This is a genomic window from Bacillus sp. ISL-77, from assembly GCF_018613105.1.
In genome coordinates this window covers 32,743-54,083 of record NZ_JAGGQY010000070.1, presented here as the reverse complement: position 1 = coordinate 54,083, position 21,341 = coordinate 32,743, and the positions used below count along the sequence as shown (strand labels likewise).

The window sequence follows — 21,341 nt, the reverse complement described above, 5'->3', positions numbered from 1 at the left end:
GTTGGAAATATAGCTAAAGGAGAGAATCAAATTGGAAATGAATTCTTTGAACGCAGAACTTATTCATGTAAGTGAACAGGGAGATTTAGCGGCTGTAAATCAGCTTTTAAATAAGGGAGCTAGCATTGATTTTAAAGATGCTGACGGTCGAACCGCCTTAATGGCAGCTACACAAAGAAATCAAATTTCGGTAGTTAAACTGTTATTAGAAGCAGGCAGCGATGTAAATACAAGAGATATTACCCAACTAACACCATTTATCTGTTCAGGAGCAAATGGATTTCATGAAATATTAAGTTTAATGCTCCAGTTTGGAGCAGATTTAAAAAGTGTTAACCGATTTGGTGGTACGGCATTGTTACCTTCTAGTGAGAAAGGCTACCTGAAGACTGTACAAGTCTGTTTAGATGCCGGAGTACCAGTAAACCATGTGAACAATTTAGGCTGGTCCGCACTCCTAGAGTCAGTGATTCTAGGAAATGGCGGTCGCTTATATTCTGATATTATTCATGAACTTGTTGAAGCAGGCGCAGATATGAATCTTCCAGACAGAGACGGGAAGTCGTCTCTTCAGCATGCAAAAGAATTGAAACAACAAAAAGTTGTGAGCATTTTGAACAAAGATTATGTAGAAACAAATGAATGGGTTCAAAAGGCAAAAATGCTAGCAAGAGCTAATAAGTACGAAGAGGCAATCTCAGAAATTGAGAAAGGCCTTGGATATGATAATGAAAACTTAGACTTAATTTATTACAAAGGGTATTTCTTGCAAGAATTAAAAAAATACGATGAAGCGCTTCAGGAGTACAACAAAGCATTAACTCAAAACCCAAGAGATTTAGACTTCTACTTTTATACAGCTAATTGTCTAAGATTAATGAGGAAATCAGATGAAGCGCTATCTAAATATGATAAAGCCTGTTCATTAAACCCGAACGGTACTTTTTATCGTTATCATAAATCAAATTACTTAAGAGAACTAGGCAGACACGAAGAAGCCGTTATCGAAATGGATAAACTGCTTGCTCTGAAGCCAAATCGCTATGACTTTTCCTTTCATAAGGCAAATAGCCTAAGATCTCTTGGTAAACATAGTGAAGCAATTGAAGCAATTGAGAATGCGATTGCGAATGATCTGACGAACCCATTATATCAATTGCATAAGAAACAATCTCTTGAGTTACTTAGCAAGCAAGAAAATAAACAAAACTAGGGGTAAAACTGATGGAAAATTTAGTGATTGTAGCAATTGGAGGAAACTCATTAGTTCGAGAAAAGGGCCGTGACACGGTTCAAGACCAATATGAAGCAGTATGTGAAACGGCAATTAATATCGCCGATATGGTGGAAGAAGGTTTCAACGTTGTTGTCACCCATGGTAATGGCCCTCAAGTAGGTTTTGGTCTACGGAGATCGGAAATTGCGAATGAAGAAGTTGGAATGCCAATAGTTCCACTTGTCAATTGTGGAGCAGACACTCAAGGGGGGATAGGCTACCAAATTCAGCAGGCCTTAACAAATGAATTTTCAAATAGAGGGCTCAACAAGAAGGTTGCTACTGTTATTACACAAGTAGAAGTAAGTATCGATGATCCTAATTTCAAAAATCCAACGAAGCCAGTAGGATCCTTTTTCACGCTAGAACAAGCTGAAGAGATGAAAAAAGAACATCCAGATTGGACTTTTATCGAAGATTCTGGCCGTGGCTATCGAAGAGTAGTCCCTTCACCTAAACCAATAGATATTGTTGAAAAAGAGGCTATTAAAACATTGATTAATGCAGGTTTTGTTGTAATCGCTGTCGGCGGTGGGGGCATTCCAGTAATTAAAAAGGGAAATAACACCTATGAGGGTATCGATGCTGTCATTGATAAGGATTTTGCTACGAGTCTACTAGCAGAACAAGTTAAAGCAGAAACCTTAATTATTACAACAGGAGTTTCTAGAGTTTGTATCAATTTTGGCAGACCAAATCAAAAGGCGCTTGAAAAAATTACAATCGAAGAAACGAAACAATATATCCTTGAAAACCATTTTGCTCTGGGAAGTATGCTTCCTAAAATTGAGGCAAGTTTAAGCTTTTTAGAAAAAAATGGATCAAGGGTTATAATTACCAACCCTGAGAGCTTAAAAGAAGCGATTAATGAACAGGCAGGAACTCATATTGTGAGGGATAATCATAGAGGCATTATTAAATAATCCCCTAAGGAAGGTAAAATAAATTAGAGGTGTAACTAAATGGAACTAAAGTTAAAGTTATGGCAAAAGGGTGACTGGGCTGCATACTTTGGTTTACTTGCTAACAATTTAACAAATCTATTAACAATGATATCATTATTACTTTTTGTAGTTGGTTTTCCTGAAGAAATTGTATATGGAAGAATTGTCCCAGGTTTTGGTCTTGGAATCTTCTTGGCAAGCTGCTGTTACTTTGTCTTTGGATATTTTTTAGCTAAAAAGACAGGTAGAACTGACATAACAGCTTTACCGTCTGGCCCTAGTGCTCCTTCTATATTTACGGTTACTTTTTTAGTAATCGGGTATTATCCATTCAGGTGCAGTCGGATTTGCTTAGCCTGCATTAATGCCATTCTTCTATTCTTATCTCATGGTAGGAGGAGTATTTATCATATAATATATGATGGATTATATGGCTAAAGCAAAAGATGACAATAATACGACAACGGTTGAAGAATCAGCCTAATTTTATTGATTAGAAATAGCTAAAGTTTACACGATACCTAAAAAAATTTCGTCCACGTATAAGTTGGACGAATTTTTTTTACTAATTTTATTTGAGCACTAAGAAGTAGAAATATTATAAAAAGGGGTAATAATTTCGAATATATAAAATAGTAATTTTTTTTATAATAATACTTATGGAAGTCTAAACAAGCTTACTTCTGCCTAATGAAAGGAGTTAATAGAATTGAAAACCAAATTAAAGGGAAGGTACGTTATTGGTTACGATGGAGAAGACCACGTCTTAATTGAAAACGCGGAAGTCGTTTTTGAAAATGATAAGATAATCTTTGTCGGTAAAAATTATCTTGGCGCAGTGAACAAGGTAATCGATATGGGGAACGCCGTCATTAGTCCGGGGTTTATCGATTTAAATGCATTAGGTGATATTGACCACGATATTTTACATTTAGAGGCAAGGACAAACAGACAGAATAACCTGCTTTGGTCTGAACAATATATAAAAAACGGACACCATGAAGTCATGACAGCTAAAGAAGAAAATTTTAAATCCCTTTATGCCTATTCACAACTGATTCTCCATGGGGTTACTACTGCGATGCCAATTACATCGGTACTTTATAAAGAATGGGCAGAAACGTATGAGGAGCTTGCTGCTGCAGCAAACCATGCTGGAAGTTTGGGATTAAGAATCTATCTTGGGCCAAGCTACCAATCTGGAATCAGGGTCGTAAAACCTGATGGTACTATCCAACTGTACTGGGATGAAGAAGCAGGAAAAGCAGGATTAAAAGATGCTGTAAGGTTTGTAGAAGAATTTGACGGAGCTTATGATGGATTAGTTAAGGGGATGCTGGCACCCGAACGAATTGAGTGTCAAACGTCAGAAAGTTTGACACAAACAAAATACTATAGTGATAAATTAGGAGTGCCTATTAAACTTCATGCAGCACAAGGAACCTATGAATATCATACCATCGTTGAAAAGCACGGAGTAACTCCTATTCGCTATTTATATGACCTTGGTTTTTTAGGGTCAAAAACAGGAATTCCGCATGCTCACTTTATTGCTGGATATAGTGAAGCACAATCTGGTGATGGTGATGATATAGCACTTCTGAAAGAAACAAATACAACGGTCATTCATTGTCCTTTAATCATTGGCAGGCATGCTTCGGCATTAGAATCATTTGCTAAATATAAACGGGCGGGTATTAATTTAGCGCTAGGAACAGATACCTTTCCTCCAGATATGTTTCAAAACATTCGAACAGGCAGCATGTTTTCCCGATTCATTGAAAAGGATGTAGAGGGTTCAACATACGCCGATTTCTTCCGGGCGGCCACACTTGGGGCAGCTACATTCCTGGGGAGAAATGACCTTGGCCGTTTAGCTATTGGGGCGAAAGCAGATATTATTGCAATTGACTTAAATGGATATCATCTAGGAGTTCTCGACGATCCCATCCGAACTATGATTGTGAGCGGAACAGGAAGAGACGTGAAACTATCCATTATCAACGGAAGGATTGTAATGAAGGACCAAAAAATACCTAATTTTGATTTAGAAGAAATGAAAACCAAGGGACAACAATATTTTAACAAAATGAGAAAAGGATATTTAGAAAGAGATTATCAGCAATTGACAGAAAGAGAATTATTTCCTCCGTCTTTCAAAATAGTGGATTCTATCTGAAATTATCAAAAGTAGTAAAGATATTGAAAAATAAAGTAGAAATTTTTGAAATAAAATTATCTGAATATTTTTTATAATTGGATAAACGGAAGTAAAGATTATAAAAATATTCAGGGGGTGGATTCCATGGTGAAAAAGTGGGGGTTAGGAAGATTTTTTCTGATAATGTTGATCGTGTTTGTCATTACAGGCTGCTCGACGAGTAAAGATGTCAGCACAAAAAGCAATGGTAAAAACACAGAATCTAAGGACGGGGGTACATTAGTGATTGCCCGATTGTCGGACGCTGAAAACTTAGATCAGCATTTTATGTCAACAATCAATGCAGCAAGTGTGACCCATCGCAAAATCTATGAGGGTTTAGTTGGTCGTGATAATAATGCTGAAATCCAACCATTGCTGGCGGAAAAGTGGGAGCAACTAGATGATACGACATGGGAGTTTAAATTACGGGAAGGTGTTAAATTTCACGATGGATCAGCTTTTAATGCCAATGCTGTAAAAGCTACATTTGATCGACTGTTAGATCCAAAGGTGGCATCACCCAGAGCTGTTGTTTTTAAAATGGTAAAAGAAGTAAAGATAATAGATGACTACACCGTTCAGTTTATTTTAACTGAGCCGTTTGCTCCATTACTCTCTATTTTGGCTAGTCATGAAGGCGGGATTATTAGTCCAAAAACTATCGAGAAATACGGGAAAAGCATTATTAAAGAACCAAATGGGACAGGTCCATTTGTTTTCAAATCATGGACACCTGGGCAAGAAATTGTATTAACAAAAAACAATAGTTATTGGGGAGATAAGGCGAAGGTCGATAAAGTCGTCTTTAAGGTTGTACCTGAGGAAACAACCAGAATCTCCATGCTAGAAACAGGTGAAGCTCAAATAGCTGAACCCCTTTCTGTACCAATGATGGATACAGTAAAGGCTTCACAAGCAATCGATGTTTACCATAGTGAAGGATATGGAACAGAGTATATCGGCTTTAATGTTCAAAAGAAGCCATTTAATGATGAAAGGGTTCGAAAGGCCATCGCCCATGCGGTTGAAATGGATTCCATTATTAAAGGTGTCTATAATAATGTGGGAAAAAAGGCAAATTCCTTATTAGGCTCAAAGGTTTTCGGTTACCATCCTGATATGGAATCGTATAAATATAACTTAAATGAAGCAAAGAGATTACTAGCTGAAGCAGGTTATCCAAATGGTTTTGAAGTTACACTTAAAACGATGGATAGCAAAGAAAGAGTGAACATGGCAGAAGTACTGCAATCACAGTTAAAAGGGATCGGTGTCAAAATTAAAATACAGGTGTTGGAGTACGGTACGTTTGTTGACCAAGTAAACAAGGGTGACTCTGAGATGTTTATCCTTAGCTGGAGAAATGCTACCGGTGATGCTGATTATAATCAGTATAACCTTTTCCATACAAGCTCACAGGGAGGAGCGGGAAATACCTTCTTTTACAGTAATAAAGAAGTCGATAGTTTAATAGAAGCTGCACGCAGTGAAAAAGACCAAGAAAAACGAAAAGAATTATATGCACAGTCACAAGAAATAGAAATGAAAGAGGCAGTTTATATCCCTGTTCGAGTTATTGAAAATTTAGCGGCTGTTGGAAAAGATGTAAAAGGTTTTTCTATTAGTCCATCAGGCTATTTAGAAATAAATGATGTGTCAATTAAATAAGACACAGCTTAAAAGAGGGATATCCATTTTGGGTAACCTCTTTTATCGTGGTGATTAACAATGAAAGGATGAATAGAAATGAATAGCAAGTATTGGTTAAAGCATGCGCGTATTGAAACAGGGTACAATGAAGAAAATGGAAGAGTTGTAGGAACTATGACTGAGATGTGTAATCTGTTAATAGAGGATGGGAAAATTTCAAAAATAATAAAACCTTCTGAGCCATTTGAAGTTGTGTTACCTCTAATAGATGCAAAAGGAATGCTTTTGCTTCCTTCTTTCATCGAAAAGCATGTTCACCTTGATAAAACCTATATGGGTGATAATTGGCGGGCTTGTATCCCGGCTTCAGGCGTAATTGAACGCTGTGATATTGAAAAGAATATTCTAGCTTCTATTTCATCTAGCACACAAAAACGTGCTGAAGCCTTGCTTGAAGTATTACTATCATACGGATCCACTCATGTCAGAACGCATGTTGACATATATCCTGAGGTGAAATTGCAAAATTTAGAAGGAGTTCAGCACGCTCTAGAATCTTATTCCAATAAAATAAGCTCTGAAATTGTTGCGTTTGCCCAGCATGGCTTGCTCCGTCCAGGAACAGTACAGCTTGTAAGGGAAGCTTTGAGAAATGGGGCAGGGATTGTCGGAGCTGTCGATCCAGCAACGGTCGACAATAATATTGAAGCATCATTGGTACAGTTAATGGATTTAGCAGTTGAAGGTAATGCCGATATTGATTTGCATTTACATGATCCTGGTCACTTAGGTACTTTCACAATGAAACGTCTTGCCTATTTAACGAAGCAAGCAGGCTTGGAAGGGAGAGTAGCAATCAGTCATGCCTTTGGACTTGGAGATGTATCAAGAGAAGAAGCCGTAGAAATGGCAGAGTTATTAAGGGATGCAGGTATTTCGATTGTGACGAGCCTCCCAATTGGTAGAAACATTCCTCCAGTAAGCCTGCTATCAGAATATGGTGTTAATGTGGCCATAGGAAACGATAATATTTTTGATTCGTGGTGGCCGACTGGAAATGGAGACGTTCTTGAAAGGGTTGGCCGACTAATTGAACGGTGTCGTTGGACAGATGAAGTTTCTCTTTCTCGAGCATTAAAATATATTACTGGTGGTTTGACGCCTTTAGACAGAGAAGGCAGAAAGCAATGGCCTAAAGAAGGGGATGCAGCCAATATGATTTTAGTAGAAGCAAGTTGTTCTGCCGAAGTCGTTGCTAGACGTTCAAACCGTAAGGCAGTTTTTTATCAGGGTAACTTGGTTTCAGGCTCCATTAGCTAGATATTAATTTTAAAGGAGGATGAGGACATCATCCTCCTTTTGTTATATTTGCCAAATCCTTATCTGTTCTACTGGCGTGTAACAGGTTGTTCAAATAAATAAATAGTAAATATAGGACGACTGAAACGATTATCCCAGTAAACCATGAAATATTATAAATCGGCTCAAGGATATCAATAAATCTACCAATCAAGCTAGTACACCCAGCGAATAGAGTGGTAAGCAGTGCAGGCCAGTTTACTCCGTTTGAGAAACGGCCCTTACAATTTGGAAAATATAATTCTTGTAAATTGATTTCTCTTTTCTTGATAACATGACTGGCCTTTATTGGTGCTCGAATACCTTGTAACATCAGAAAACGCTTAGTATTTGTGCCACCCATCATCATGGATGACTTGCTTATCTCCCAATGTTGCTTACCTCCAATCTTCCTTAATGCTTTATCCTAATAGATACTGTTTGGAAAATAAAAACCAATAAACAAATCAAACCAGAAATTATGAAGCTGATCCAAATGATCGTTAAGTTATCATTCAGGGGAATAAATATATAGCCCCCCAAGGCACCAATCAATGAGGAAAAGGGGATGATTGCAGGAATCGATTTGTTACTTAGAATAATAAATAACATCGGTACAATGATGGCAGCGTAAATATTCCCAGAGAAAAACAATAATTGTAGCGGAGTAGGTTTAAAAATACTCACGATTATTAGTAAACATATACAAATACTTCCTGAAAAAATATAAGTGAATTTCCATCTTTCATGGTCAGATAAAGGACGAAATATTTCAATAATATTTTTTACAACCAAGGTAGTCGTCGCATGTAGTTCTGCACTAATTGCTGACGAAATCGCACTAAAGCAAAATAAAACAAATAAAACAATTAGCATGGTTGATTGTATTTTATCAACAAGTTCAAACAGCAACGAATAAATATCTTTATAGCTTCTGCCAAACATAATAATCATTAGCAGGGAGGTTAGAGCTAGTGGGATTGTGGCCCATATTACTCCAGCTAGAGTAAAGGTCATTTGAACTTTTTCCTTTTTGATGATAAATAATCTCTGCCATGTTGCTCGATCAATTAAGACCTGTCCAAAGCCAATCAAAATCGCTGTGAAAATAAACCAAATCGAATCTGTATTTTTATAGAATAAAATATAAGGATGAAAAAGTTTAATCCCTTCATAAACAGGATGGACACCTTCCTGAATATAAAAATAAACAGGAATGACTAAAACAGCGCCGAAGATCAATGAGACATTAACACCTGATAACTGGTGCAGCCGCTGCATTCCACCAACACCGCCTACAAAAAAACAAAAGCCTAAAAACAATAGCATTCCTATAAAAACAGGCATAGGGAACAGGATATGAATGAGGATTCCCGCTCCCATTGCTTGGATAAATAAGGAGTGCAGGCTGGTAATGAGAAGAATTGTAATGACATACCAGTAGCCGCTTGGTGATAATTTTTTTCTCAGTACATCTCCAATCGTTTGCTCATCGGGAAATTTTTCTCTAATGACTTTGGCTAAAAATCCAAACAATATGAGTGCTAAAGCCCCCATTAAAGAATAGCCAATTCCACCAGTTAATCCGTATTTAATTAATGTTTCTGGAGAAGAGAGGATCGTATTGCCTGTTATCCACCTCGCTAATAGACTAACAACCCCAAAGCTTATCCCCAATTTAATCGCACCGCTTATATATAATTGATAAGAACTTCTATTCAACGGTATGTCTCCTTTAAGCGATAGTCACTCGGTGATTGTCCAGTCAATTTCCGAAAGATTTGGCTAAAGTAATGCTGGCTATTAAATCCACATCTTTCTGAAATCGTGCTAATGCTTAAATCAGGATTATTAATTAACATTTTTTGAGCTTCCTTTAAACGATAATCATTTAAATATTCAGAGAAGCCCATCCCTACTTCTTCGTGAAATTTTCTGCTTAAATAGGCAGGGTTAATGTGAACCTTTGAAGCTAAATAATTTAATGTTAATTTTTCACTATATTCCTGATGTATAATTTGTAAGGCGTTTACGATTTGTTCCGTATATCGTCCCAATCGCTCATACCTGCTTAATACATTCAAAAGCTCTTCTTCAATGACAGGCTTCGTAATATAATCAACAACCCCAATTCTTATCGAGATTTGAGCATATTCAAAATTCTGAAAAGCCGTAACCATGATAATATCCATTGAATAATTTCGTGTGAGTTCCATCGCTAATTCCAAACCTGATTTACCTGGGAGCTGGATATCAAGAAATGCAAGAAAGATTTCATGTTGTTTGATGATTTGAATGGCTTGTGAAGCATCTAGAGCCTTAAAAAACTTCCAGTTTGGAAACTTTTTTTGAATTAAATATTCGAGCAGTTCTAATTCAAGTGGTTCATCATCTACTAAAAGAATATTCATTTGGATGCACCTCCTATCCTAGTACAAATGGGAAAACAGCTAAAACACTGGTACCATCTTCTGAAGGTATTAATTTTACTGAAGTCTGATCTCCTGGAAAGAGAAGATCAAGCCTTTTTGCAATATTATCTAAACCAAGTCCATCTTTATGAGATTGGACCACCTGTCCTTCTAAGGCATTGTTCCAGACAGTTACATAAACTTCCTTCTCGTTCTTTTCAATGATTATTTTTAAAAAAGCCTCACCAATATGTCTGTCAAATGAATGCTTAAAGGCGTTCTCGACAAGAGTTTGAATTAAAAAAGGGATGATAACAGCCTGTCCTACTGTTGAATCCATGGATATTTCGTAATGAAGTCTGTCTCGGAACCTTATTTTTTGTATTTCCAAATAATAATTAATATAGGATAATTCCTCATTAATTGTTATTAAAGGTGTATTTGTCTTATATTTAAACTTAAGCAATCTTGAAAGGGTTTCAATCGAGTGAATTAATTCTGTTTTTCTCTCTAATCTTGCAAGGCTTAAAATGGAATTTAATGTATTAAAGAGGAAATGTGGTTGGATTTCCTGATTTAATTGATTATAAAGGGCTGTTTGCAGTTCTTTCTCGAGAGCAATTTCCCGTGTTTGCTTTTCTAAAAGATCAATTCGTTTTTCAAATATAAATAAAAACAGCAAAGTAAATGCACCTAGTAAAGGGGCTAAGACACATAGCATAATGTAAATGGAGAAAGCTTCAATATTAAGCATTAAACGAGATTCTCCTTTAGATGTAGAAAAAGGAAGTCTAGAAATACTCCCTTTATTAATATGATATTTTATAAAGTTTTTTATTTCTAATATAACTTTATTGCGAAAGTTGCTCTGCAAAATGGCAGCTGACAAAATGATTCTCAGCTAATTCTCTTAGGGCAGGTTCCTCTAATTTACACTTCTCCGTTGCAAAAGGACAGCGAGTATGGAAACGGCATCCGCTCGGAGGGTTAATAGGGGAAGGGACATCTCCTTTTAAGATGACACGTTCCCTTTTTAGGACTGGATTAGGTACCGGAATTGATGATAACAATGCCTTTGTATATGGATGAAGCGGTGAATCGAATAGATTCTTTTTATCAGCAATCTCAACGATCTTTCCTAAATACATAACCATTACTCGGTCGGAGATATGCCTTACTACACTTAAATCGTGTGAGATGAATAAAAAGGTAAGCTGAAACTGATTTTGTAGTTTTTTTAATAGATTTAGAATTTGGGCTTGGATGGAAACATCCAAAGCAGATACTGCTTCGTCACAAATAATTAATTTAGGATCGACTGCAAGTGCACGGGCAATCCCAATTCGCTGACGCTGCCCTCCACTAAATTCATGGGGATAGCGATCAAGTGCTTCTTGAGGTAGTCCGACATACCCCAGTAATTCTAACATTCTTTCCATCCTTTTCGGTTTTTCAACGACATTTTGAATGGCCATTGCTTCATTTAGAATATGCTTTACCGTTTGACGGGGGTTAAGTGAGGCAAAAGGATCTTGGAAAATTACTTGCAAGTCTCCTCTAAGCTTTCTCATCTCTTTATTATTAAGGCTTAAAATGTCTTTACCAGAGTAATATACATTCCCGTCTGTTGGTTCATCGAGCCGTAAAATCGCTCGTCCTGTAGTTGATTTACCGCAGCCAGATTCCCCAACAATACTTAGTGTTTCTCCTTCGTATAGGTGAAAAGAAATGTCGTCAACTGCTTTTACAAATGCCTTAGGTTTAAAAATGGAATCTGATTTAACAGGGAAATATTGTTTCAAATGGTCCACTTTTAATAATACTTTTTTCTCTGTAGCAGTCACCATTATTTAACAGCCCCCTCTTTTTCCACATGTCTCGTCCATTCGTCAGTGTACATCCAACAACGTACTTTAACACCATCATTTTGTTCAATTAGATCAGGCTTCTGCAAGTGACACAAAGGTTTCTGATGGGGGCACCTTGAAGCAAAACGGCAGCCTGTCGGCAAATTATACGGACTTGGTACACTCCCTTCGATCGTTTGCAATTCTTCTTGGTCCTCATGGATCTTCGGTAAAGAATTTAACAACCCTTGTGTATAGGGGTGCTTTGGATTTGTAAAAATCTTTTCAGTTGGCGCATGTTCAATAATATTGCCGGCATACATAACTGCAACTTTATCACATGTTTCAGAAACAACTCCTAAATCATGTGTAATCATAATAACGCCCATACCTATCTTTTTTTGTAAATCTTTAATTAGCTCTAATATTTGTGCTTGAATGGTTACATCTAAGGCTGTTGTTGGTTCATCGGCAATTAACACTTCTGGAGTACAGGCAAGTGCCATCGCAATCATTACACGCTGGCGCATACCTCCACTTAATTGGAATGGTTCTTGTTTTGCCCTTTTTTCAGGAGAAGGTATTCCCACAAGCTTAAGCATTTCAACTGTCTTAATCCACGCTTCCTTCTTTCTCATACCTTGATGCAATCTTAATGCTTCAGCAATTTGTTCTCCGACAGGAAGTACAGGATTTAATGATGTCATCGGTTCTTGGAAAATCATCGAGATTTCGTTTCCACGGATTTTCCTCATTTCATCCTCTGAGAGTGTGACTAAATCTTTCCCTTTATAAAGAACCTGTCCGCCGGCAACTTTCCCTGGAGGGGAGGGGATTAGTCGTAGTATGGAGAGAGATGTCATACTTTTTCCACAGCCTGATTCTCCGACAATACCTAAAGTCTCTCCCTTTCGAAGGGTAAAATCAATACCGTCAACGGCCTTACTTACACCATGTTTTGTAAAGAAATGTGTTTTTAATCCTTTTACTTCTAAAATTGGATTGTTTTTCTCACTCACCATTATTCACCGCCCGTTAATTTAGTTCAATTCGTTTATTAAAGAACCGATAGAATACGTCCACAAATAAATTCACGATAACAAAGATTAGCGAGGCAGCTAAAACTCCCCCTTGAACCACTGGTAAATCCCGCATTCGGATAGCATCAACAATCATTCTGCCAAGTCCGTTAATCGCAAAGATGGATTCAACTAATACAGTTCCGCCAAGCAGAGCACCAAACTGTAACCCAACAACCGTTATTACTGGAATTAAGGCATTCCGTAATGCGTGCTTATAAATAATGACATGTTCGCGCAGTCCTTTTGCTCGTGCTGTACGGATATAATCTTGCCTGATGACTTCAAGCATACTGGAACGAGTCATCCGGGCAACAATTGCTGCACCTCCTGCTCCTAATGTTAGAGCAGGAAGGATGACGTGAAGGATACTATCCCATCCTGCAACCGGAAGAATTTGCAGTTTTACGGAGAAGAAATACATCATCATTAAACCAAACCAAAAGCTCGGTAAGGAAATTCCAAGTAGGGCAACTAGCATAACACTTGTATCTGTAAGTGAATAAGGTTTAACCGCTGAAATAATTCCCGCTGGCATACCTAAAACGATTGTGATAATGATACTAAAAAATGCTAACTCCATTGTGATCGGTAGTCTAACCATTATTTCATCAAGTACTGGCTGGCTATTCTTAAGTGAATTACCAAAGTCTCCTTGAAATACATTCAAAAGGTAGTCAAAATATTGAACCAGTAATGGCCGGTTTAACCCCAATTGCTCGCGAATGGCATTAACTGTTTCTTTTGATGCCCCTTCACCTGCAAGCAAAACAGCAGGATCACCGGGAACTAGTTGCATGATAAAAAATACGACAAAAGTTACCCCAATTACTACTGGGATCGTTTGGACTAAACGGCGTAAAATAAACATCAACATCGTCTGCTAACCTCCTTAAATTTTACTTTTTCATTCTTGGATCAAAAGCATCGCGTAATCCATCACCAAAGATATTAAAACCTAAAACGAGGATAGAAATCGCTAAACCTGGGAAAATCGCAATGTATGGAGCAGAGAATAAGAAATCCCTTCCATTACTTAGCATCGTTCCCCATTCCGGAGAAGGAGGCTGTGCGCCAAGACCAAGAAACGATAAGCCTGCAGCTGATAAAATCGCCGTCGCAAGACGTAATGTCCCTTGGACAATAATTGGAGAAAGAATATTCGGTAAAATATGTTTGAAAATAATTGTAAAATCATTTGCGCCAAGCGACCGTATGGCGTCGATATACTCGAGACGTTTCACTTCTAATGTAGAACCGCGGACAATTCGTGCAAATAACGGAACGGAAAATGCTCCAACCGCGATCGTAACATTAATAAGACCTGGTCCTAGAGCACTTATGATGGCTAATGCTAGTAGGATTCCAGGAAAGGCGAGCATGACGTCCATCAATCGCATAATGAACGTATCAACCCATTTTCCATAATAGCCAGCAACTAGTCCAAAAATGATTCCGAAGAATGAGCCAAAGGCTACAGCAGCAAAACCGACTCCCATCGAAAGTCTTGAGCCATACAGAATACGACTTAATATATCTCTCCCTTTATCATCAGTTCCCATCCAGTGATCATTCGATGGAGGCAGTAATTTATCTTCTAATATAATTTCATATGGATTGTATGGGGCTAAGAGCGGTGCAAATAATCCGATAAAAATGTAAAAGAGGATAATAATTGCACCGACCATCGCTGCTTTATTAACCATTAAAATAGAAAGGAAGTCTTTTAATTTAGATTGTTTCGGTAGATTAATCGTTTGTGTGATTACAATTGGTTTTTCAGTGTTTGCTTCAACTGACATGTAAAACCCTCCTTATTTTAATTTTTTTGAAAGATAAGGTGTAATTGATCGTTGCGGTGGACCCCCTTCTAAACTTTCAGACTTTTTATTGGGTTATGTACAAATTATCAAAATTAGGTGAAAAGTAAATGTTTTTTAAATAATATGTCAATATAGTTAAAATTTAAGTAAATATTCTGTAAATATTATTATCTATTGTCTTTTATAATGCAGATATGTACTAGCGGAAGGATGGTGGATAACCGATTGAAGGGTCAGAATTTACAAAATAACAAAATAAGGGAGCATAAAAAAATGGAGAAAAAAGGACGCAGTATTAATAAGGGTCTACTATTTGTTCTAATCGGCTTAATGTTGATTTTTGTTCAAGCTTGTTCTACAAAATCAACTTCTTCAACTGATACGGCAAGCAAAAAAGAGGCAACCAAACAAGGCGGTACATTAACAGTTGTAAGGCTTTCTGATGCTACAAAACTTGATCCGCATTTTATCACAGATATTCCTTCTGCGAATATCATTTATCAAAAAGTTTATCAGACACTAATTGCACCAGATAAAGACTTCAAAATTAAACCACTGTTAGCGAAAGAATGGAAAGTCGTAAATGACACAACATGGGAATTTAAATTACAAGAAGGCGTTAAATTCCATGATGGAGCACCATTCAATGCTGAAGCTGTTAAAACAACATTTGATCGTATGTTAGATCCGAAAACAGAATCACCGCAACGCGAGAAGTTCTCAATGATTAAGGAAGTAAAAGTTGTGGATGATTATACAGTTCAATTATTACTTGAATATCCTTATGCTCCACTGCTATCTATTTTGGCCAGCCAAGAAGGTAGTATTATTAGTCCAAAAGCACTTACAGAAAACCCGGATACATTATCACAGCACCCAGTTGGTACAGGTCCATTTGTGTTTGAATCATGGAAGACTGGACAAGAAATTTCATTAAAGAGAAATGAAAACTACTGGGGGAAGAAACCTAATATTGATAGAGTAGTATTCAAAGTCGTTCCTGAAGATGCAACCCGACTAGCTATGATTGAAACAGGTGAGGCGCATATTAATGACCAAGTGCCTGTAACCGAGATTGAGCGCATTGAAGCTTCTGACAAAATGGGACTCTATCGTACAGAAGGACTAGCTGTTGAATATCTTGGATTTAACACAAAGAAAAAACCGTTTGATGATGTAAGAGTTCGTAAGGCAATCAGCCACGGCATTGAAAGAGAAGCAATTATTAAAGGCGTTTATAATAACGTTGGAACCCTTGCCAATGTAGCAATGAGCCCTAAGGTGCTTGGATACAGTGATAAGGTTAAAGCATATGACTATGATTTGAACGAAGCAAAGAAATTGTTAAAAGAAGCTGGCTATGAAAAAGGATTAAATGTCACTTTATTAACAAGTGACCGAAAAGAACGTATTAACATGGCTGAAGTGATGCAATCGCAATTAAAAGGGATTGGAGTAAATGTGAAAATCCAGGTAATGGAATATGGTGCTTATATCGACATGATTGAAAAAGGTGAGCACGATATGGCCATTGGTGGATGGGGAAATGCAACCGGCGACGGAGATTACAACCAGTATAACTTATTCCATTCAGCATCACAGGGAGCTGCAGGGAACCATTTCTACTATAGTAATCCAGATGTAGACAAAATGATTGAATCAGCACGAAAAGAAACAGATGAGCAAAAACGATTAAAGCTATATGAAGATGTAATGCAGAAAGAGATTGACGATGCGGTTTATGTTCCAATCCGAAATTATGAACATTTGGCTGCCTATAGTAAAAATGTAAGTGGTTTTTGGTTAAATGCTGCCAACTATCTAATGATTGATGATGTAGTAATTAAATAAGTGACTTTATGAAGAAATGAATAGTGTTCAAGGAGGAAAAGTACTTTTGTGAAAAAAGTACTTTTCCTAGTTCTATAACTTAGGAGGGAATAGGAATGACAATTTTTTGGTTAACGAATGTCTGCTTAGAAAAAGGTTTCATTTATGAAAATGATCGAATTGTCGCAACCAAGACAGAAATTTGCCACTTGAAAATTGAAGGCGGTAAAATTACTGAAATTACAAATAAAATTCCTAATACAAAGGTTAAGCAGCATGATGCGAATGGTAAGCTATTACTGCCATCCTTAAGAGATATGCATATTCATATCGATAAAACCTATTATGGTGGACCATGGAAAGCATGTACGCCCATCACAAAAGGCATTTTTACCAGATTAGAAGAAGAAAAAGAACTGCTGCCAAAGCTCCTGCCGACAGCCCAAGAGCGTGCTGAGAAAATGATTGAACTATTTATTAAAAACGGCCATACCCATATTCGCACCCATTGTAATGTTGACCCAGTGATTGGACTTAAAAATCTTGAGGTAACCGTCAATGCATTGAAAAAATATGAGGATGTTCTTACCTATGAGATTGTTGCCTTTCCACAGCACGGTTTATTAAAAAGTGACTCAGTTCAGCTCATTCGTGATGCGATGAAGAATGGCGCGACATTAGTTGGAGGCGTCGACCCTGCGACTGTGGATCGGAACATTGAAAAATCTTTAAACACTATTTTTGATATTGCTGTTGAAAACAATAAGGGCGTAGATATTCATTTACATGATCCGAATACATTAGGAGCATTTACATTTGAACGCATGGCTTATTATACGAAGGAATCTGGACTTAAAGGTAGAGCCACGATTAGCCATGGAATTGCATTAGGTGACCTGGATGGTGAGGAACTTAATGAAATCACTGCTATTCTAAAAGAACAAGAGATGGATGTTACCACCACTGTTCCTATAAATCGGGCGACAATTCCGATACCAACTCTTGATAAATTAGGGATTCAAGTATCTGTTGGACATGACAGTATTACAGACCACTGGTCTCCATTTGGAACTGGAAACTCGATCCAAAAGCTGGGGGTTCTTGCTGAAAGATTCCGCATGAGTGACGAATATTCATTATCAACTACCCTAAAATACGGAACTGGCGGTGTAACACCACTGAATGAAAAAGGTGAGCGTGTCTGGCCAAAGGTTGGCGATGATGCAACGATGATGCTAGTAAAGGCCACTTGTTCAGCAGAAGCAGTCGCAAGAAGAGCACCGGTAGAAGCATTGTTCTTCAAAGGAAAAAAGGTTGAAAGTAAACTAGAAGACACAGACCTAGTGCGTGTTTAAACTTATAAAGGAGGAGAAAGAATGACTACCTCATATTGGTTGACAAATGTTCGGTTAGAGACAGGCTATGTACAGGATGAAAAAGGAGTCTATGAAACAAAGACAGAGCTTTTCCATTTGAAAATTCAGGGTGGGAAAATTGTTGAAAAGCAAAAGCTGAGTTTTAACATTCCATCTGGTGAGAAAGCTGTGGACGGAAAATGTTTTTTGGCGTTACCTACCTTTAAAGAAATGCACAACCATTTGGATAAAACCTATCTTTCACTTGATTGGAAGGCTCCTATTCCTGCAAAAAATTTGAAGGACCGATTACGTATGGAAGCAATGGAACTTGAGGAATTGGCGCCAACAACAAAACAGCGTGCTAGTGCCATGATTGACTTACTGCTTTCACAAGGATCCACACATATCCGCACCCATGTAAATATTGACCCTTATATTGGTTTGAAAAATTTAGAAGGCGTAAAAACAGCATTGGAGGATTACACTGATAAGCTAACCTACGAGATTGTTGCCTTCCCTCAGCATGGATTATTAACTGAAAATGTCATTCCACTTATGAAAGAGGCAATGAGATCAGGTGCCCAATTAGTTGGGGGATTAGACCCAGCTGGAATTGACCGCAATATCGAAAAATCACTCTATGAAGTGATGAATCTAGCAACAGAATTTGATGCAGATGTAGATATCCATTTGCATGACAGCGGCCATGTTGGTTTTTATACGGTAGATAAATTGACAGAAATGGTAGAAGCAGCGAAATGGCACAATCGCGTGGCTGTAAGCCATGCATTCAGTCTAGGAGAAGTACCAGTTCCACAACAGGAAGAAATCGCCGATAAATTGAGCAAGTTAGGAATTTCTGTTATGTCTACGATTCCAATTACAAAAACTCTGCCTCCAATTGATTTATTAGATCGAAGGGGAGTAAACGTGTATTTAGGGTGTGATGGTTTCTATGACTCTTGGGGGCCATATGGAACAGGGGATGTTTTAGAAAAGGTAACCCGATATAGTGAGCTGTACCGGAAAAGTGACGAACGTGCATTAGCTCAGACACTAAAGTATGCTACTGGGGGACCTACCCCATTAACGAAAGACGGTGAAGTAACCTGGCCTCTGGTAGGCGATGAAGCAAATTTTGTTCTTGTAAATGCATCATGTTCTGCTGAAGCAGTTGCTAGAACACCAGAGCGCGAAGCAGTTATTTTTAAAGGAAAAGTTGTATTTGGACAACTGTAAACATTGTTTTTAAGAACTTAATAGTTTAGGAAGAGAAGTCTTTCACATTTGGATTATCCGTAACCCAAAAAACATCTATAAAATTAACAGTGCAATTCGCAAATGAATTAGCACTGTTTCTTATTTTTATATAAGATTTAATTTATATTTGTGCTCTAAATGGGTTACTAAAACCTCTTACTGATTCACTTCCGTTATATCCTCAGGTTATGGAAAAAAGTAGTTCCTTTCTCCATAAGCCTTCATCACTATTCATTCCCTACCCCCCAGAATATACTACGTTCCTTCTATTCTTACTAACTTATACTTATAAAAATACCATCAAGAAAAGTTCAGTGTAGCTACAAGAATAATCTAATTTTTCTCCCATTCGTCGTAACATAAATAATATTTCCCCGGCTTTACTCTTCAACAAACCCGTGAAAAGTTGAGGGATTTTTCTATACAAATAAACTTTCTGGGAATATTAAACCAAAGGAGTTGATAACTTGTATTTTTTGTTTAATGTACTTGGAGTAATAGTTATGATCGTTCTTATTTATTTTTGCTCCCCTAATAAAAGAAACGTTAAGTGGAAATCCATTTTGACGTTGTTAGTTGTTGAATTAGCGATCACCTGGTTTATGTTATCGACGAAAATTGGGTCATGGATCATTAATAAGATAGCATCGTTCTTTAATTGGTTAATTGCTTGTGCGAACGAAGGAACTTCATTTGTATTCCCATCCGTGATGGCGAATGAGCAGGTGGATTTCTTTTTTAGTGCGTTAATGCCGATTATTTTCATTATTACGTTCTTTGATATTTTAACGTACTTCGGAATTTTAACATGGATCATTGATAAAGTGGGATGGCTCATTTCAAAAGTATCTGGACTGCCAAAGCTTGAGAGTTTCTTCTCAATCCAGATGATGTTTCTTGGAAATACAGAAGCCCTGGCCGTTATCCGTCAGCAGTTGACCGTGTTAAAGGAACATCGTCTGCTAACGTTTGGAATCATGAGTATGAGCAGCATCAGCGGTTCGATCATTGGGGCCTACTTAACAATGGTTCCAGCGACATATGTATTTGTGGCGATTCCGTTGAATTGCCTGAACGCGCTTTTGATTGCGAATATGCTGAATCCTGTTGAGGTGAGTAAAGAGGAAGATATCGTTTATGTCCCTACAAAAGAAGAGCGAAAAGATTTCTTTTCAACAATCTCAAACAGTATGCTTGTTGGTGTCAAAATGGTTATTGTCATCATGGCAATGGTCATTGGTTATGTTGCCTTAACTGCTGGTATAAATGGAATTTTAGGGTTCATAGTGAAAGGGTTGACCATCCAAAAAATATTCTCCATTATCTTTAGCCCATTCGCCTTCTTGCTTGGATTAGCTGGGGATGATGCCATGTATGTAGCACAATTAATGGGAATAAAGCTAGCGACCAATGAGTTTGTTGCGATGCTTGATCTAAAAGGCAAGATAAGTGGACTTGCTCCGCATACAGTCGCTGTTGCCGTTACGTTCCTAACTTCATTTGCCAACTTTAGTACCGTCGGTATGATTTATGGAACATTTAATTCAATCCTTAGTGAAGAAAAATCAAGTATCATCGGAAAAAATGTCTGGAAGCTGTTGGTCAGTGGAGTAGGAGTATCTTTATTGAGTGCGATGATTGTTGGATTATTTGTTTGGTAAAGGAGTGAAAAGTAATGGTAGAGGAGATTAATGGTAATAAACTGGAACTAGTTGTTGGCGATATTACATTGCAAAGGAAAGATTCTATTGTTACTGCAGCAAATGGTTCCCTTTTAGCGGGGGTGGAGTAGAAGGAGCAATCCACCGAGCTGCAGGAAATGAATTATTACAAGAATGCAAAAGAATTCGGAATGAAGCGCTAAACGGAAATTATTTACCTACTGGTGAAGCGGTAATAACGAAGGGATATAACTTGCCTGCAAAATATGTGGTTCATACGGTAGGTCCTGTTTGGAGTGGAATAACTGGGAACGAGGAAGTGCTCTTAGCAAACTGTTACAAAACTCACTACAACTTGCTGCGGAAAAAGGTCTTAAAAGTATTGTATTTCCGTCTATCTCTACAGGTATATTTAGATTCCCGATAGAGTTAGCATCAAACATTGCACTCAAAACTATAATAGACTTTTTGAAAACTAATCCATTCGGTGATGTTGCGATGGTTTTATTCTCTCAAGATGATTATCGAGTATATCAAACCTCCTTAGACCATATTTTAACAAAAGATGTTATCAGTAAATAATTCATAGAAACATTTGATAGATAATTAGAGCTATTGGCTACAAAAATCAGAGAAAAGTAGTTGAAAATGCATCCAATGA

At 37.5% G+C, this 21,341-nt stretch carries 19 protein-coding genes; 11 read left to right on the top strand and 8 right to left on the bottom strand.

Annotation, left to right across the window (positions count from 1 at the left end):
• Window positions 1-37: 37 nt before the first annotated feature.
• From J7E77_RS24875 to J7E77_RS24850, 6 genes are all read left to right on the top strand, one after another.
• On the top strand, window positions 38-1,213 hold the full coding sequence (locus J7E77_RS24875) for an ankyrin repeat domain-containing protein (RefSeq protein WP_214717676.1): 1,176 nt from the start codon (window positions 38-40) through the stop codon (window positions 1,211-1,213).
• An 11-nt stretch (window positions 1,214-1,224) separates the two neighbouring features.
• Window positions 1,225-2,199 (top strand): carbamate kinase, encoded by a 975-nt coding sequence (gene arcC, locus J7E77_RS24870; protein ID WP_214717560.1) that lies wholly within the window; start codon window positions 1,225-1,227, stop codon window positions 2,197-2,199.
• A gap of 39 nt (window positions 2,200-2,238) precedes the next feature.
• Window positions 2,239-2,658: a hypothetical protein gene (locus J7E77_RS24865; RefSeq protein WP_214717559.1), complete on the top strand. Its 420-nt coding sequence runs from the start codon at window positions 2,239-2,241 to the stop codon at window positions 2,656-2,658.
• Between the two features lie 271 nt (window positions 2,659-2,929).
• Complete coding sequence (locus tag J7E77_RS24860) at window positions 2,930-4,399, top strand: amidohydrolase family protein (protein WP_214717557.1); 1,470 nt, start codon at window positions 2,930-2,932, stop codon at window positions 4,397-4,399.
• 126 nt (window positions 4,400-4,525) lie between these two features.
• The gene (locus tag J7E77_RS24855) at window positions 4,526-6,091 is read left to right on the top strand and encodes a glutathione ABC transporter substrate-binding protein (RefSeq protein WP_214717555.1); all 1,566 of its coding nucleotides are present in this window, start codon (window positions 4,526-4,528) and stop codon (window positions 6,089-6,091) included.
• A gap of 78 nt (window positions 6,092-6,169) precedes the next feature.
• Window positions 6,170-7,393 (top strand): amidohydrolase, encoded by a 1,224-nt coding sequence (locus tag J7E77_RS24850; protein ID WP_214717553.1) that lies wholly within the window; start codon window positions 6,170-6,172, stop codon window positions 7,391-7,393.
• 28 nt (window positions 7,394-7,421) lie between these two features.
• Here the strand turns inward: J7E77_RS24850 and J7E77_RS24845 are convergent, their stop codons facing one another.
• From J7E77_RS24845 to J7E77_RS24810, 8 genes are all read right to left on the bottom strand, one after another.
• The gene (locus J7E77_RS24845) at window positions 7,422-7,781 is read right to left on the bottom strand and encodes a hypothetical protein (protein ID WP_214717552.1); all 360 of its coding nucleotides are present in this window, start codon (window positions 7,779-7,781) and stop codon (window positions 7,422-7,424) included.
• A gap of 44 nt (window positions 7,782-7,825) precedes the next feature.
• Window positions 7,826-9,133 carry an SLC5/6 family protein gene (locus tag J7E77_RS24840; RefSeq protein ID WP_214717551.1) on the bottom strand — a complete coding sequence of 436 codons (1,308 nt, stop codon included), beginning with the start codon at window positions 9,131-9,133 and terminating at the stop codon, window positions 7,826-7,828.
• On the bottom strand, window positions 9,130-9,822 hold the full coding sequence (locus tag J7E77_RS24835; protein WP_214717550.1) for a response regulator transcription factor: 693 nt from the start codon (window positions 9,820-9,822) through the stop codon (window positions 9,130-9,132). The genes J7E77_RS24840 and J7E77_RS24835 overlap by 4 nt, the downstream gene beginning before the upstream one ends.
• Before the next feature lie 13 nt (window positions 9,823-9,835).
• Window positions 9,836-10,576, bottom strand: coding sequence for a sensor histidine kinase (locus tag J7E77_RS24830; protein WP_214717549.1), 741 nt, complete (start codon window positions 10,574-10,576; stop codon window positions 9,836-9,838).
• A 97-nt stretch (window positions 10,577-10,673) separates the two neighbouring features.
• Entirely contained in the window at window positions 10,674-11,669 is a 996-nt protein-coding gene (locus J7E77_RS24825) for an ABC transporter ATP-binding protein (RefSeq protein ID WP_251026847.1), read from the bottom strand.
• Window positions 11,669-12,691: an ABC transporter ATP-binding protein gene (locus tag J7E77_RS24820; protein WP_214717548.1), complete on the bottom strand. Its 1,023-nt coding sequence runs from the start codon at window positions 12,689-12,691 to the stop codon at window positions 11,669-11,671. Before J7E77_RS24820 ends, J7E77_RS24825 begins: the two co-directional genes overlap by 1 nt.
• Before the next feature lie 13 nt (window positions 12,692-12,704).
• Complete coding sequence (gene nikB, locus J7E77_RS24815; RefSeq protein ID WP_214717546.1) at window positions 12,705-13,625, bottom strand: nickel ABC transporter permease; 921 nt, start codon at window positions 13,623-13,625, stop codon at window positions 12,705-12,707.
• A 22-nt stretch (window positions 13,626-13,647) separates the two neighbouring features.
• Window positions 13,648-14,550: an ABC transporter permease gene (locus J7E77_RS24810; RefSeq protein WP_214717544.1), complete on the bottom strand. Its 903-nt coding sequence runs from the start codon at window positions 14,548-14,550 to the stop codon at window positions 13,648-13,650.
• Between the two features lie 294 nt (window positions 14,551-14,844).
• Here J7E77_RS24810 and J7E77_RS24805 point away from each other — a divergent pair, with 294 nt between their 5' ends.
• From J7E77_RS24805 to J7E77_RS31515, 5 genes are all read left to right on the top strand, one after another.
• Window positions 14,845-16,422 carry a glutathione ABC transporter substrate-binding protein gene (locus J7E77_RS24805; RefSeq protein WP_214717542.1) on the top strand — a complete coding sequence of 526 codons (1,578 nt, stop codon included), beginning with the start codon at window positions 14,845-14,847 and terminating at the stop codon, window positions 16,420-16,422.
• A gap of 95 nt (window positions 16,423-16,517) precedes the next feature.
• The gene (locus J7E77_RS24800; RefSeq protein ID WP_214717540.1) at window positions 16,518-17,756 is read left to right on the top strand and encodes an amidohydrolase family protein; all 1,239 of its coding nucleotides are present in this window, start codon (window positions 16,518-16,520) and stop codon (window positions 17,754-17,756) included.
• A gap of 21 nt (window positions 17,757-17,777) precedes the next feature.
• Window positions 17,778-18,998 (top strand): amidohydrolase, encoded by a 1,221-nt coding sequence (locus tag J7E77_RS24795; protein WP_214717538.1) that lies wholly within the window; start codon window positions 17,778-17,780, stop codon window positions 18,996-18,998.
• A gap of 488 nt (window positions 18,999-19,486) precedes the next feature.
• A complete protein-coding gene (locus J7E77_RS24790) occupies window positions 19,487-20,680 on the top strand; it encodes a nucleoside transporter C-terminal domain-containing protein (protein ID WP_214717536.1) in 1,194 nt (397 codons plus the stop codon).
• A 139-nt stretch (window positions 20,681-20,819) separates the two neighbouring features.
• On the top strand, window positions 20,820-21,107 hold the full coding sequence (locus J7E77_RS31515; RefSeq protein WP_308160764.1) for a macro domain-containing protein: 288 nt from the start codon (window positions 20,820-20,822) through the stop codon (window positions 21,105-21,107).
• Window positions 21,108-21,341 lie beyond the last annotated feature (234 nt).

Coding starts and splice junctions, on each gene's coding strand:
- J7E77_RS24810 (WP_214717544.1), bottom strand. CDS start 14,550: ATGTCAGTTGAAGCAAACACTGAAAAACCAATTGTAATCACACAAACG.
- J7E77_RS24835 (WP_214717550.1), bottom strand. CDS start 9,822: ATGAATATTCTTTTAGTAGATGATGAACCACTTGAATTAGAACTGCTC.
- J7E77_RS24865 (WP_214717559.1), top strand. CDS start 2,239: ATGGAACTAAAGTTAAAGTTATGGCAAAAGGGTGACTGGGCTGCATAC.
- J7E77_RS24820 (WP_214717548.1), bottom strand. CDS start 12,691: ATGGTGAGTGAGAAAAACAATCCAATTTTAGAAGTAAAAGGATTAAAA.
- nikB (WP_214717546.1), bottom strand. CDS start 13,625: ATGTTGATGTTTATTTTACGCCGTTTAGTCCAAACGATCCCAGTAGTA.
- J7E77_RS24795 (WP_214717538.1), top strand. CDS start 17,778: ATGACTACCTCATATTGGTTGACAAATGTTCGGTTAGAGACAGGCTAT.
- J7E77_RS24805 (WP_214717542.1), top strand. CDS start 14,845: ATGGAGAAAAAAGGACGCAGTATTAATAAGGGTCTACTATTTGTTCTA.
- J7E77_RS24830 (WP_214717549.1), bottom strand. CDS start 10,576: ATGCTTAATATTGAAGCTTTCTCCATTTACATTATGCTATGTGTCTTA.
- arcC (WP_214717560.1), top strand. CDS start 1,225: ATGGAAAATTTAGTGATTGTAGCAATTGGAGGAAACTCATTAGTTCGA.
- J7E77_RS24850 (WP_214717553.1), top strand. CDS start 6,170: ATGAATAGCAAGTATTGGTTAAAGCATGCGCGTATTGAAACAGGGTAC.
- J7E77_RS24875 (WP_214717676.1), top strand. CDS start 38: ATGAATTCTTTGAACGCAGAACTTATTCATGTAAGTGAACAGGGAGAT.
- J7E77_RS24825 (WP_251026847.1), bottom strand. CDS start 11,669: ATGGTGACTGCTACAGAGAAAAAAGTATTATTAAAAGTGGACCATTTG.
- J7E77_RS24800 (WP_214717540.1), top strand. CDS start 16,518: ATGACAATTTTTTGGTTAACGAATGTCTGCTTAGAAAAAGGTTTCATT.
- J7E77_RS24855 (WP_214717555.1), top strand. CDS start 4,526: ATGGTGAAAAAGTGGGGGTTAGGAAGATTTTTTCTGATAATGTTGATC.
- J7E77_RS24845 (WP_214717552.1), bottom strand. CDS start 7,781: ATGATGATGGGTGGCACAAATACTAAGCGTTTTCTGATGTTACAAGGT.